The organism is Pseudoalteromonas holothuriae, from assembly GCF_945859825.1.
Taxonomy (GTDB): Bacteria; Pseudomonadota; Gammaproteobacteria; order Enterobacterales; family Alteromonadaceae; genus Pseudoalteromonas; species Pseudoalteromonas holothuriae.
Genome location: NZ_CAMAPC010000010.1, coordinates 94298 through 108317 on the forward strand (window position 1 = coordinate 94298; position 14020 = coordinate 108317).

General features: G+C 39.7%; 14 protein-coding genes. 7 read left to right on the forward strand and 7 right to left on the reverse strand.

The features are described from left to right. Positions 1 to 4: 4 nt before the first annotated feature. Positions 5 to 1177, reverse strand: coding sequence for an efflux RND transporter periplasmic adaptor subunit (locus OCI93_RS13325; protein ID WP_261593514.1), 1173 nt, complete (start codon positions 1175 to 1177; stop codon positions 5 to 7). A gap of 282 nt (positions 1178 to 1459) precedes the next feature. Between OCI93_RS13325 and OCI93_RS13330 the strand changes: the two genes are divergently transcribed. Next, on the forward strand, positions 1460 to 2062 hold the full coding sequence (locus OCI93_RS13330) for a TetR/AcrR family transcriptional regulator (protein WP_261593515.1): 603 nt from the start codon (positions 1460 to 1462) through the stop codon (positions 2060 to 2062). Here OCI93_RS13330 and OCI93_RS13335 read toward each other — a convergent pair. The 6 genes from OCI93_RS13335 to OCI93_RS13360 all read right to left on the reverse strand — a co-directional run bounded on the left by OCI93_RS13335 (position 2046) and on the right by OCI93_RS13360 (position 6507). Continuing rightward, positions 2046 to 3890, reverse strand: a complete 1845-nt coding sequence (locus tag OCI93_RS13335) for an ABC transporter ATP-binding protein (RefSeq protein ID WP_261593516.1) — start codon at positions 3888 to 3890, stop codon at positions 2046 to 2048. The genes OCI93_RS13330 and OCI93_RS13335 overlap by 17 nt on opposite strands. A gap of 169 nt (positions 3891 to 4059) precedes the next feature. Further along, positions 4060 to 4506, reverse strand: coding sequence for a ferric iron uptake transcriptional regulator (fur, locus tag OCI93_RS13340; RefSeq protein ID WP_261593517.1), 447 nt, complete (start codon positions 4504 to 4506; stop codon positions 4060 to 4062). 106 nt (positions 4507 to 4612) lie between these two features. Then, the gene (gene fldA / locus OCI93_RS13345; RefSeq protein WP_261593518.1) at positions 4613 to 5140 is read right to left on the reverse strand and encodes a flavodoxin FldA; all 528 of its coding nucleotides are present in this window, start codon (positions 5138 to 5140) and stop codon (positions 4613 to 4615) included. Between the two features lie 14 nt (positions 5141 to 5154). Beyond that, positions 5155 to 5433, reverse strand: coding sequence for a LexA regulated protein (gene ybfE / locus OCI93_RS13350; protein ID WP_070985549.1), 279 nt, complete (start codon positions 5431 to 5433; stop codon positions 5155 to 5157). Between the two features lie 2 nt (positions 5434 to 5435). Beyond that, entirely contained in the window at positions 5436 to 5657 is a 222-nt protein-coding gene (locus tag OCI93_RS13355) for a DUF2788 domain-containing protein (RefSeq protein WP_261593519.1), read from the reverse strand. An 85-nt stretch (positions 5658 to 5742) separates the two neighbouring features. Then, the gene (locus tag OCI93_RS13360) at positions 5743 to 6507 is read right to left on the reverse strand and encodes an alpha/beta fold hydrolase (RefSeq protein ID WP_261593520.1); all 765 of its coding nucleotides are present in this window, start codon (positions 6505 to 6507) and stop codon (positions 5743 to 5745) included. 128 nt (positions 6508 to 6635) lie between these two features. Here OCI93_RS13360 and seqA point away from each other — a divergent pair, with 128 nt between their 5' ends. The 6 genes from seqA (at position 6636) to OCI93_RS13390 (ending at position 14005) form a co-directional block, all read left to right on the forward strand. Then, positions 6636 to 7178 (forward strand): replication initiation negative regulator SeqA, encoded by a 543-nt coding sequence (gene seqA, locus OCI93_RS13365; protein WP_261593521.1) that lies wholly within the window; start codon positions 6636 to 6638, stop codon positions 7176 to 7178. 9 nt (positions 7179 to 7187) lie between these two features. Continuing rightward, positions 7188 to 8825: a phosphoglucomutase (alpha-D-glucose-1,6-bisphosphate-dependent) gene (gene pgm / locus OCI93_RS13370; RefSeq protein ID WP_261593523.1), complete on the forward strand. Its 1638-nt coding sequence runs from the start codon at positions 7188 to 7190 to the stop codon at positions 8823 to 8825. 103 nt (positions 8826 to 8928) lie between these two features. After that, positions 8929 to 9963, forward strand: a complete 1035-nt coding sequence (gene astE, locus OCI93_RS13375; RefSeq protein WP_261593524.1) for a succinylglutamate desuccinylase — start codon at positions 8929 to 8931, stop codon at positions 9961 to 9963. 275 nt (positions 9964 to 10238) lie between these two features. Next, positions 10239 to 11456 carry a thiamine pyrophosphate-dependent dehydrogenase E1 component subunit alpha gene (locus OCI93_RS13380; protein WP_261593525.1) on the forward strand — a complete coding sequence of 406 codons (1218 nt, stop codon included), beginning with the start codon at positions 10239 to 10241 and terminating at the stop codon, positions 11454 to 11456. Beyond that, positions 11456 to 12433, forward strand: coding sequence for an alpha-ketoacid dehydrogenase subunit beta (locus tag OCI93_RS13385; RefSeq protein WP_261593526.1), 978 nt, complete (start codon positions 11456 to 11458; stop codon positions 12431 to 12433). Before OCI93_RS13380 ends, OCI93_RS13385 begins: the two co-directional genes overlap by 1 nt. A 9-nt stretch (positions 12434 to 12442) precedes the next feature. Beyond that, positions 12443 to 14005, forward strand: a complete 1563-nt coding sequence (locus OCI93_RS13390) for a dihydrolipoyllysine-residue acetyltransferase (protein ID WP_261626593.1) — start codon at positions 12443 to 12445, stop codon at positions 14003 to 14005. Positions 14006 to 14020 lie beyond the last annotated feature (15 nt).

Genomic DNA, 14020 nt, shown 5'->3' on the forward strand with positions numbered 1-14020 from the left:
GCAATTATTCTCCTTTGTCAGCCACTTGTATTGGCATTCCTGGGAAGAATATTCTTGCCATACCTTCAGTTATTACACGTTGATTGGGAGTGAGTCCCTCTCTGATCACCCAGTAATTTTTACCATTTTGTTGAACCCATTCACCGACCTTAACTGGTGCTGGCAAGGCAATTAGCTGATTTTGTTTATTTTCGGTGGCAATATAAACAAATTTACCCGTTCCATTGTCAAGTACTGCTCTTTGAGGTAACAAGACAACATTATGGCGAACAGCGCCAGCTAAGCGCACGCGCACAAATTGGCCAGGCCTTAATTGTGAATTAGGATTAACAACTTTAGCCTGTAGTTCACTAGTCCCAGTGTAGCGATTAACTCTAACATCAGAGAAGTTAACTTTGCCTGTGTGAGGATAGATACTCCCATCTTGCAAAATAATTTGAGCATCAAATTCATTATGTAAGGGTAGAGTTAGACTGCCATTTGTGACATCTTGGCGCATTTTAAGCTGTTCTCGTTCAGAAAAGCCAAATCGTACGCGCATGTTGGTCGTATCGGTAAGTTCTGCAAGCAGCACGTCAGGTCCAGAGACATAACTTCCTTCTGATACTAACTCGCGGCCTATAATACCTGAAACTGGCGCTTTCACGTGAGCGTACTCTAAATTAAGTTTTGCTTCATTGAGTGCCACTTTGGCTGATTCTAAATTAGCCAAAGAAATGTCATAATTTGAAGCCGCATTATCAAAGTCTCGTTTAGAAACTGAACGCTCGTTCGTTAACGTTTCAAAACGATCTCGCTCACGTTTGTTTTGCTCAACTTGTGCCTTTGCTGCGTTTAATAAAGCTTGTGCTTTGTTGAGCTCTAGTGTGAAAGGGTTTAAATCCAAAGTGAATAATGATTGCCCCGTGCTCACTATTTGCCCTTCTTCAAAATTTCTAGATTCAACAATACCAGATACTCGAGCTCTGATTTCAACCTCTTTATTACCGGCAAGGGTTGCAGGTAGTTCTATATGAATAGGCACATTTGTTTTACTTACTGCTATTACACTCACTGTTGCAGGGGGCATTGAGTGAGTCTCGGGTTGAGTTTGTTGTTCTTGGCAACCAGTTAGTATCATTAATACACTAACCGTTAATATAAAGAATATTACACGGTTGAAGAAGTGTGAATACATGTTTACTCCAATTCCATTTTTTAGTGATTTAAATTTTTCGTATAAAGACTTAAGGGCTTTAGTCGTATCGAGATATGGGCTTATCTAACACGAATTGAGCTGACTAATGTATGCCTACCACCATTACAATATATACCAAAGTAAACTTAAATGGACGACTTTTACGCAGGTAAGCGTAAGTCTATACGTATTTAATAGAAAGGTAAACGATATCGTTTACCTTTCTATTTCAAGCTATAATCATTAAAATACGGTTAACAACTCAGGTGGTTTAAGTTTACTATGGCCGATTATTCAATAAAACAGTTAGATATTTTACGTGCAGCAATTGAATTATTTGCACAGCACGGTGTGTCAGCTACGACGATGGAGCAAATAAGCAATAATGCAAACGTATCGAAGCGTACCCTTTATAAGCACTTTGCCAATAAAGAAGCACTTTTTGATGTTGTGGTAGAGTTACTTCTCTCACGGGTCGAACCCTTAACGGCGATACAGTTTATTCCTAATTATGACTTTATCACCCAGCTTAAAAATCTAGCCACAAATGCTGTGACGATGCTCAGTGATGACGATTATTTGACTTTATCACGTATTGTTCTGATTGAATCGATGCGCTCGAAAGAACGTGCAGAAGCCCTCAACAAACGCTTTATGACCTGTGAAAAAGCGTTATTACAGTGGTTTGAAGATGCAGAAAGTGCGCATTGTTTAGGCCAATTTAAAGCACATTTTGCCGCTGCGTTTTTCTGGGGAGGGTTAAAAAAGCTGACATATTGGGAGCAAGCTATAAAATGGCAAGCACCCCTAGATGAAGAGGCACTTGAAGAGCTTATAGACCAAGCATGTTTATTATTTTGCTCTGGTATTACTCTACACCAATAAAACCACCAGTTTGGTGAGCCCATAGTTTTGCATAAATTCCGCCAGATGCCAGCAGTTCTTGGTGTGTACCGTGCTCAACTATTTCGCCTTTTTCCATAACGATGAGTTTATCCATTTGTGCGATTGTCGATAGCCGGTGAGCAATAGCAATCACGGTCTTTGCAGTCATCAGTGCATCGAGACTTTCTTGAATCACAGATTCAACCTCAGAATCAAGTGCTGAAGTTGCTTCATCTAAAATAAGAATAGGGGCATTTTTAAGTAAAACTCGTGCTATTGCAATACGCTGGCGTTGACCGCCAGAGAGTTTAATGCCTCGCTCACCTACTTGAGCATCAAATCCTTGATTACCTTTTGCATCCTCCAGCTGTTGGATGAAATCAAAAGCTTGCGCTTGCTTAGTTGCTTCAATTAGCTCTTGTTCTGTTGCGTTAGGGCGACCATATAAAATATTATCACGTACACTTCTATGTAGTAGTGAGGTGTCTTGCGTGACCATAGCAATATGTTGGCGTAAACTCTCTTGCGTGACCGTTGAAATATCTTGTCCATCTATTGTAATTGTCCCGTTATCTAGGTCGTAAAACCTTAATAACAAGTTCACTAATGTTGATTTACCTGCGCCTGAGCGACCTACGACGCCGACTTTTTCCCCTGGTTTGATGGATAAACTTAGGTTATTGATCACATTGCTCTGTATATTCTTATCTAAACGTTTGTAGGCAAAATTTAGTTGGCTAAAATCTATTGCACCATTTTTAAATTCAAGCGGCTCAGCGTCAGGTGAATCTTGTATATCAACGGGTTTAGATAGGGTGGTGATCCCATCCGTAACGGTGCCTATATTTTCAAATAAGCCACTTACTTCCCACATAATCCATTGTGACATACCATTTAGACGCAGTGCTAAACTAACGGTAATGGCGATAGCGCCAACGGTGATAGCGTTGAATGACCACAGGTAAACAGAAAGTGCAGCGACTGAAAAAACTAATGAATAGTTCAGTATTTGAACGCATACATTTAACGATGTTGCTAAGCGCATTTGTTTATACACAGGTTGAATAAATACATCCATGCTGTCTTTAGCATACTCTTCCTCCCTTTGCGTGTAAGAAAAAAGTTTTACAGTCGAAATATTCGCATAGCTATCTACGATACGCCCTGTCATTTCGGAGCGTGCATCAGCTTGTGCACTAGAAACCCTTTTTAGTTTTGGCACAAAGTAAACCTGTACACAGATATATAAAACGAACCAAGTCAACATTGGCAGCATTAGCCGTAAATCTGCTTGCGCTACTAATGCTAACATTGCACCAAAATAGACAAAGACATAAACGAGTACATCAAGTAATTTCATTACACTTTCACGTACGGCTAGCGCTGTTTGCATAACTTTGGTTGCAATACGCCCGGCAAATTCATCTTGATAAAAGCTCATGCTTTGCTTGAGTAAATACCGGTGTGCTTGCCAGCGGATAGACATTGGGTAGTTACCTAGCAGGCTTTGGTGTAAGATCGCAGAGTGAAAAAACACTAAAATAGGTAACACAATTAATGTTATAACCGCCATCATAACAAGCTCTGAACGCTTTTGTTCAAAGAGAGCTTTTGGCGTGTAGGCTGATAACCAATCAACTAAGTTGCCCATATAGCTAAACAAGGTAACTTCGAGTATTGCTAACATAGCAGCGCTGATTGACATAAGCATTAATGGCCACTCCATCCCTTTGGTATAAAAGCGGCAAAATGCAAACAGTGTGTTTGGCGGCTGAGATACAGAGTTATCAGGAAAGGCATCAGTAAAGCGTTCAAAAATTTTGTACATATTATCTTCCTTAAAAAACTTACATGCGATTTATCTGTATATTTATACAGTTTAAAATAACAGTTATATGTGAAGGAATGCTAGGAATATTTAATCAAAGACGAATAAGTAGAGATAAAAAAACCGGCTAAAGCCGGTTTAAATCAAAAAGGCAGATAGTAAAGGTTAATTAATTACCGTTATTATCTGCGTATGTTTTACACGCCGCTTTATCTTCACATTCACCATAAAGGTAAAGTGAATGATTGGTGAGCTTAATACCATTTTGCTTGGCTATTTCTTCTTGGCGAGTTTCAATAACATCGTCTTCAAACTCAACCACTTTACCACATCTAAGACAAACAAGATGGTCGTGGTGGGTGCTACCAGAGAGTTCAAATACTGACTTTCCACCTTCGAAATGGTGACGGCTTACAATGCCCGCGTCATCAAACTGGTTTAAAACACGGTAAACGGTCGCTAGACCAATTTCTTCCCCTAAATCTAATAAAATTTTATAAACATCTTCAGCGCTAATATGCTGATTATCTGGAGATTGTAAAATCTCTAGAATTTTGATTCTAGGGAGGGTTACCTTTAAACCTGCTTTTTTTAGTTCTAAGTTGTGATCAGTCATTAAATCTGTCTCAATCTATTATGTGTATTTATCTTAGGCTATCTGCACGACGCTGCTAGACCTAAGAATAACGTGCTCTGCAATTAAGTGCAAAGCATGCATGAATTTAATCTTCTAGCTCGGCAAGACACATCTCATCGTATACTTGTGCAGACCAGTCTTTAACGCGCTTTTCAGTAAGTTCAGGTTGCCTGTCTTCATCAATACCAAGGCCAACAAAATGATTGTCATCAACGAGCGCTTTAGATGCTTCAAATTGGTATCCATCAGTTGACCAATTACCAACAACGATAGCGCCGCGCTCTGTGACGATGTCATTGACCATACCCATAGCATCTAAGAAGTATTCTGCGTAGTCTTCTTGATCACCACAACCAAATATGGCTACCAACTTACCTTCAAAATCAACTTCTTCTAATTCAGGAAAAAAATCATCCCAGTCACACTGCGCTTCACCGTAATACCATGTAGGAATGCCGAATAAGATCAAATCAAACTCTGCAATTTCTTCTTTACTACTTTTTGCAATGTCTTTGACGTCTACAAGCTGTTTACCTAGCTCTTTTTGTATCATCTTAGCAACGTGTTCAGTGTTGCCTGTGTCACTGCCAAAAAATATACCTACGCTTGCCATTTAATGCTTACCTTCTATCTGTTATTCGCTAATTTTTCTTGCAAGATTGTTTCAATTAACGCGCTGCGACTAATATTTTGCTCATCTGCCATGTCACTTAAAGCTTGATACAGCTCAGATGACACTTTAAATTCTACACGCTTTAAGCCTCTTGCACGATCGCGCTTAATCTGATTGCGCTTGTTTACCTTTAATTGCACTTCTCTAGGAAGCGGGTTTGTCTTAGGTCGACCAGGGCGCTTTTCATTATCAAATAAGTCAATTGTGGTCCTATCTGTCTCAGATTTTGCCATTTTTAACCAACACCTGCACCTTGCCAAAACACTTGAATTAATCCTTTAGCAATAAACCCTGAGCAGCCTAAAAACAATACTAACCAAACAGTATATCTGCCAAATTTGGGTACATTACCTTTTTTAAGAACGTCTTGAATTGCCATTCCTATAAAAAAGAAGATCCCTGCTAAAGCAAAATACAGCCCTAAGGTTTCAAATTCATTTATAAACTGACTGACCATGTACGCTCTACTAAAAAATCAAACGGCGCACACTATAACATAATCATTTGACATAAATTAAGTTCACAAAGCAAAAACAATACGATTATTGAAGAAAATCAATTATCGAACGATTTACTGATTGTGGCTTTTCAGCATGTAGCCAGTGTCCTGCTCCATGTATCACCTTTGCTTTGGCATTTATGAAGCACCGAGTTATTGCTTCTTTATGTTCAGGAACAATATAATCTGAGTTATTGCCTTTAATGAATAGGGTATCACATAAACAAGAATGCGTTTCATTTATATTTGTGGTGATGTTAGTATAATTTTTCGATATTGTTGGCAAATTGAATCGCCAGTTAAATTTATTTTGTACATTTTTCTCGAGACTTTTTAGTAAAAATTGTCTCACACCAGCTTCTGCAATATAGTTAGATAGCAGTTTGTCAGCATCGCTTCTTTTATTGATTTGCGTGCTTTGTGCTACGGCATTTAAACCTTTGATTATTTCATCATGACGAGAATGATAGGTAACAGGGGCAATATCGAGCACTACTAATCGGTTAACGCGTTGCTCTGCTAGCATAGCAATTTGCATAGCAACTTTGCCACCCATCGAGTGCCCTATAATATGCGATTTTTCGATACCTAAATGGTCCATAAGCACGATAATATCTTGAGCCATACTAGGGTAGTCCATTGACTCATCGTGAAATGACTGCCCGTGATTTCTTAAATCGACATTGATAACACAAAAGTATTCACTAAGTGCTTTGGCAATAATATTTAAATTATCAAGTGAACCAAATAAACCATGCATAAGAACAACATGAGGACCTGTGCCTGTTTTAGTGTAGTTAAGTAGCATGTTTTCTCCTAAGTCTATTTTTGCAATTGTGCCAGTATTAGGCAAAAATGCAAAGCCGTAGAGTAATGTGCGAAATCAGGATATAATCGAAAGTAGATGCACAAAATTTCAGTAATGACAGGAAAAGCATGAAGAAAATAGAAATAGATGACGAACTGTATCAATACATCGCTAGTAATACTCAAAGTATTGGCGAGAGTGCCTCACAAATATTACGTCGTTTATTAAACCTCTCTACTGACAGTAAAACCTCAGCCATTGTCACTGATGATGTAGCGCAAGATATGGATCAATCAGAGGCTAGCAAGCAAGCAGACACGCCGGTTGAATTGCATGAAAATGTATTTAATATCCTTAATAAAGAAGAACTGGCGATGCAAAAAGGCGTAGTAGGTCGGTTTTTGTTTATCCTTTGCGCGTTACATCGTACCCATAAAAAGAATTTTAATAAAGTGCTTGATATTAAAGGGCGTGACAGAATTTATTTTGCAAAAAGTAAAGAAGCGTTACTTGAAAGTGGTAGTAGTATGAACCCAAAAAATATTCTTGACAGTGAATATTGGGTGATGACCAACTCAAATACAACTCGTAAGAAAATGATGCTTCATGAAGTCGCATTAAGCCTAGGCTACAATGAAGCGCAAGCCGAAACTATCCGAGACTACCTATAAGGAAATCTTATGGCAATCCATCCAGACGCTGGGAAACCGGTGACACAGTCGCAATTGGTTAATATCTCAAAGCTTGTCTCTGCTTATTATATTAATGAGCCAGACTTAGAGCAATTCCCAGAGCAATGCGTTGCATTTGGTACATCAGGTCACCGGGGGTGCTCTTATAATGTGAAGTTCAATGAATCACATATTTTGGCCATTACTCAGGCAATTTGTGATTATAGAAAAGCCAATGATATATTTGGCCCGCTATTTTTGGGTAAAGACACGCACGCGCTCTCAGAAGCCGCGTATAACTCTGCAATTGAAGTATTGGTTGCTAATGAAGTACAAGTTATTACACAAGAAAATGATGATTACACGCCAACTCCCGTAATTAGTCATGCGATTGTTTGTCATAATAAAAAAAATCCAAACGAGCTTGCAGATGGAATTGTGGTAACACCATCGCATAACCCTCCTGAAGATGGCGGATTTAAGTATAATCCACCAAATGGTGGCCCAGCAGATACTGATGTCACTAAATGGATTGAAGATCGCGCGAATAAGTTACTTCTAGAAGATTTGGTTGAAGTTGAGCTGTTTTCTTTTGCTAAAGCCAAACGTTCTGGTTTTATAAAATACCTAGATTTGATCACTCCTTATGTTGATGATTTAGAAAATATCGTTGATATGCAAGCTATCGCTAAAGCTGGCGTTAATATTGGTGTTGACCCTTTAGGGGGCTCAGGGATTAACTTTTGGCCTGTCATTGCGCAAAAGTATGATCTCAATTTAACTGTAGTTAATGATAAGCTCGATGCTCGTTTTGCATTTATGCCATTGGATAAAGACGGCAAAATTCGCATGGATTGTTCATCTCCTTACGCTATGGCCAATCTGATTGCACTTAAAGATGATTATGACATCGGTATTGGCAACGATCCAGATTACGACCGCCATGGAATAGTAACCAAAGATGGGTTAATGAACCCAAACCACTTTTTAGCGGTTGCCATTGACTATTTGCTCAACCATAGAAATTGGCCGCAGGATGTAAAAATTGGTAAAACTTTAGTGTCTTCAGCAATGATTGATAAAGTAGTTACTGCCAATAATCGTCAAGTATATGAAGTACCTGTTGGCTTTAAATGGTTTGTAAAAGGGCTTAATAAGCAATGGCTTGCCTTTGGCGGAGAAGAAAGTGCAGGTGCATCATTTTTACGCTTAGATGGTAGTGTTTGGAATACTGACAAAGATGGTTTTACCCTTGGATTATTAGCTGCTGAAATATTAGCTGTAACAGGCAAAACACCATCACAGCGTTATAAAGAGTTAGAGCAACAATTTGGCGCACCTTTATATAAGCGAATAGATGCGCCAGCTGAGCCTGAGCAAAAAGCACGTTTAAAGTCACTAAGTGCGCAAGACGTTAAAGCAGATTTACTCGCAGGTGATAAAATTACGCAAATTTTAACTAACGCACCGGGTAATAATGCAGCCATAGGCGGCTTAAAAGTGGTAACCGAAAATGGTTGGTTTGCAGCTCGCCCCTCTGGTACAGAAGATATCTATAAAATTTATTTAGAATCGTTTAAAGGCGAAGCGCATTTGCTACAGCTCGAACAAGAAGCTAAAGCACTTGTTGATTCAGTCATTAACTAATTAAAGCTCGTGTATTAAGCCATGCTATTGCATGGTTTTTTTATATCTTTGTATTGCTATCTATTGTGGGTAGCATCTCTCACATATCTAACTAGGTGACCGTATGTACCTTGAAGAACTAAAAACATCTGGGGATTTTTTAAGCCTCACTAGAAACAACGAATTTAGCCTACCTGCGCAGCAGTTTACTTTAAGCAATGGCACTGTGGTTGAAGTGATAGATACTGGCGTTATTCAATTTACACCAGCCAATTATGGTAATAAAGACATCGTATTATCAAGTGCTGTACATGGTAATGAAACAGCACCTATTGAGATCTGTGATGAACTAATAACAGCTGTAATAAAAGAAGAACTACAACTTGCGCATCGTGTGTTGTTTATTTTCGGTAACCCTAAATCAATTAATATTGGTGAGCGGTTTGTGGAAGAAAATTTGAACCGCTTATTTAATGGCGTACACGGACAAGGCTCGGTAATGAATGAAGAGCGTAAACGTGCTGCCAATCTAGAGCAATACGTTAGAGAGTTTTTCACTTCAGTTGAGCAGGGCCGCTATCGCTGTCATTATGATTTACATACTGCTATTCGCGGTTCTAAAAATGAAAAGTTCGCAGTATATCCGTTCTTACATGGTAAGCCGTGGAAGAAATCACAATTACAATTTTTACTCGCATGTGGTGTGAACACGGTATTGATGATGCGCTCTGCAGCAACAACATTTAGTTATTTTTCTTCAAATCAATTTGCAGCAGACGCATTTACAATAGAGCTTGGACAGGTGAAACCATTTGGTGAAAATGACATGAGTCGTTTTACTAAAACAAAGAACACATTAACTGCATTAATTAGCCAAGCTAGCATTAAATATAAGAATTTTAATTCTAGCGATTTTGAGCTATTCCAGGTTCATAGAACCATTAATAGAACACAGCAAAGCTTTAGCTTTCCCTTCTCAGACAGCGCTGAAAATTTTACGGGCTTCGCACAAGGTGAATTATTAGCCTCTGACGGTGATACTAAGTATTTAGCGGAAGTAGAGGGTGAGGCAATTATTTTCCCAAATGCTAAGGTGGCATTGGGTCAAAGGGCGCTATTAACGGTTATTCCTATGGAAGTCGATGAAAGGTTTGTTTAATCATCTGTTTTTAAAGTAATAACTCCTGCGTATCAAAATCTTTCCAAGCATAATTATGCAAATAGAGGGTTATTCATCTAGGATTAGTTGAATAACCCTTTACGTTAACGTAAAGTGTCACTAGTTTTTATTTAAGCAATTTGCATTCTCTAAACAGATAATTCTTACAATTTAACGCTGATCCATAATTAAAAAATTCATTGTGATTAGTGCTGTTTGGAACGAGTATACATACTCAAGCGTGCACGTGTTATGACAACAAGAGAAGGTAGGTTATGACTAACCCCAATAACATATCGTTAAATATCAGCCATGCGTTGAAGTTTATTGATAGCCATGCCCTAGATATTCCAACGTTAACCATTTTAGGTGACAACGGTGAAGTGCTAGATGGTGCGCAAGCACCAGATATTGATAAAGAAACAGCACAGCATTTATATTCAACCATGCGTTTTATTCGCCTGTTAGATGAGCGCATGCAAGCGGCGCAAAGACAAGGGCGTGTAAGTTTTTATATGCAATGCTTAGGTGAAGAGGCCGCTATTACAGCCAGCACTGCTGCATTAAAGCCCGAAGATATGATAATGGCGCAATACCGTGAACAAGCTGCTATTGCATATCGGGGCTTTACACTTGAGCAGTTCATGAACCAGTTATTCTCTAACGAAAAAGATTTAGGTAAAGGTCGCCAAATGCCAGTGCATTATGGGTCAAAAGACTTATTTTACTTAACGATTTCGTCACCTCTTGGTACGCAAATACCCCAAGCAACAGGTTATGCATACGGTCAAAAATTAAAACATATTGATAAAGAGACCGGTAAGCTTGATTCAGAAATTGATAATGTCACTATCTGTTATTTTGGTGAAGGTGCTGCATCTGAAGGCGATTTTCATGCTGGCTTAAATATGGCAGCGGTCCATGAAGCACCGGTGATTTTCTTTGCTCGTAACAATGGCTACGCAATTTCAACCCCCGCTGACGAGCAGTTTAAAGGAGATGGTATTGCATCGCGTGGTGTGGGTTACGGTATTAAAACAATTCGTGTTGACGGTGCAGACGCTTTAGCTGTCTATGCCGCAACACAGGCAGCACGTAAAATAGCAGCTGAGAATGGGGAGCCTATCCTCATTGAGTCAATTGCTTATCGCCTTGGTGCGCACTCAACGTCTGATGACCCATCTGGCTATCGTAGTAAAGAAGAAGAAGCTGCATTTAAAGCAAGCTGCCCAATAGAGCGTTTTAGAAAGTGGCTATTAAAACAAGGCTGGCTAGATGAAGCTGAAGATGAATCGGCAAAAGATAAAATACGCGAAGATATCTTAGCAGCGGTAAAAGTTGCAGAAAAAATACAAAAACCTGCCCTTGAAGAGCTAGTCTCAGACGTTTACGATACGCCAATTCCATCACTTCAAAAGCAATATGAAGAATTGAAAGAGCATATTAAAAAGCACCCAGATGCTTATCCAGTGACCGCAGGGAGAATTAAATAATGGCTAAAATGAACATGCTACACGCCATTAACTCGGCGCTAGATATCACTATGAATGAACACCCTCAAGCGTGTATTTTTGGTGAAGATGTGGGTTATTTCGGAGGCGTTTTTCGTGCCACTTCAGGCTTGCAAGAGAAGTATGGTAAACACCGTGTATTTAATACGCCACTGACAGAGCAAGGGATTTTAGGGTTTGCAAATGGTTTAGCTGCATTTGGTGCTCCCGCATTAGCAGAAATTCAGTTTGCAGATTATATCTTTCCCGCGTTTGATCAAATCGTAAACGAGTCAGCAAAATTCCGCTATCGTAGTGGTAATGAATTTGATGTAGGAAACCTTACCATACGAACACCTTACGGTGGTGGTATTGCTGGTGGGTTATACCACTCTCAATCTCCTGAAGCATATTTTGCACATACACCCGGTTTAAAATTGGTTGTTCCACGAAACCCTTATCAAGCCAAAGGTTTGTTACGTGCATGTATTAAAGATGATAATCCAATTATCTTCTTTGAACCTAAGCGCTTGTATCGAGCATCAGTGGGAGAGGTACCTGAAGAAGACTACACAATTGAAATTGGCAAGGCTGAAGTAGTTAAAGAAGGCAGTGATGTAACATTGCTTGCTTGGGGTGCACAAATGGAAATTATCGAGCAAGCTGCCAGCAAAGCAGAAGAGGCTGGTATTAGCTGTGAAGTGATTGACTTGCGCAGTATTTTACCTTGGGATATGGAAACGATAGCAAAGTCAGTAATCAAAACAGGTCGTTTGATTGTCAGTCACGAAGCGCCGATCACAAATGGCTTTGGCGCTGAAATTGCCGCTACCATCCAACAAGAATGTTTCTTGCATTTAGAGTCGCCAATTGCCCGAGTATGTGGATTGGATACACCGTACCCACTTGCTCTTGAGAAAGAATATGTGCCTGATGCACTAAAGGTATTCGCTGCTATTAAACAGTCAGTAGAGTTTTAAGGATTAGTCATGGCTAAAGAATTTATCTTACCCGACATTGGCGAAGGCATCGTAGAGTGTGAAATCGTAGAATGGTTAGTTGCTGTAGGGGATGAAGTAAAAGAAGATCAACCTATTTGTGACGTAATGACAGACAAAGCGTTAGTTCAGATACCAGCTGTTCATGATGGTGTGATCACGACTTTGCATTATGAAAAAGGCGAAATCGCCAAGGTACATCATCCTTTATTTGCGATGGATGTAGCAGGCTCAGTACCTGCTAATGACGCAAGTCAAGAGCAAGCAGCTGAACAACGCTCTACAGGTAGTGTATTATCGCAGCTAGATGATTTTATCTTACCAGATATTGGTGAAGGGATTGTTGAGTGTGAAATTGTCGAGTGGTTAGTTGCTGAGGGTGATGAAATCAAAGAAGACCAAGCTGTTTGTGATGTGATGACAGACAAAGCATTGGTGCAGATCCCAGCAAAATATGATGGTGTGGTTGAAAAGCTGTACTATCAGAAGGGCGATATCGCACAAGTACACAGTCCATTATTTCAGATGCGTTTAGCTGGCATGAGTGATGCACCAGCAGAGGCGAAAGTAGAAGTAAAAGCTGCGGCTCAAACCGTTAAAGCGGAACAAAAACAAGCGCCTAAAACGCAGCTACCGGCAAATGGCAAAGCCATTGCGTCACCAGCTGTTCGGCGTATGGCACGCGAACAAGATGTCGATATTAACCAAGTGCCAGGTACAGGTAAAAATGGCCGCGTGTTTAAAGAAGATATCACTCGCTTTGTTGAAGGTGGTGCGGTTCAGGCAACCACCAGTCAAAGTGCAGGTAAAATACCAGCTACAACATCGTCAAATATTGTAAGCTCAGGTACGACTCGAGTTGAGCCAATTCGTGGTATGAAAGCGGCAATGGCTAAACAAATGGTAGCCTCGGTTTCAACTATACCGCATTTCACTTTCAGTGATGAAATAGATTTAACTGAAATCATTGCACTACGTAAAGAGCTTAAAGAGCAGTACGCAAAAGAAGGCGTTAAACTAACTATGATGCCATTCTTTATTAAAGCATTATCGTTAGCAATTAAAGCGTACCCAGTGGTTAATTCAAAAGTAAATGATGAGTGCACAGAGCTTACTTACTTCGATGATCATAATATTGGTATGGCAGTTGATTCAAAGTTAGGGTTACTGGTGCCAAATATTAAAGGCTGCCAGAACAAATCGATTGTTGCTGTTGCGCAAGAAGTGATGCGATTGACTGATGCAGCTAGAGAAGGGCGTGTATCACCAGATGATTTAAAAGGTGGCACTATCTCTATCTCTAATATTGGCGCGATTGGTGGTACTACTGCAACTCCGATTATTAATAAGCCTGAGGTCGCTATAGTCGCACTTGGCAAACTCCAGCATTTACCTCGTTTTGATGATAAAGGTAACGTAGTATCTCGAGCAATAATGCAAGTAAGTTGGTCTGGCGATCACCGAGTAATAGATGGTGGCACAATTGCAAGATTTAATAACTTGTGGAAAGCTTACCTTGAAAACCCAGCTAAAATGATGATGGCCATGATTTAGCAGCATAGGCTGATA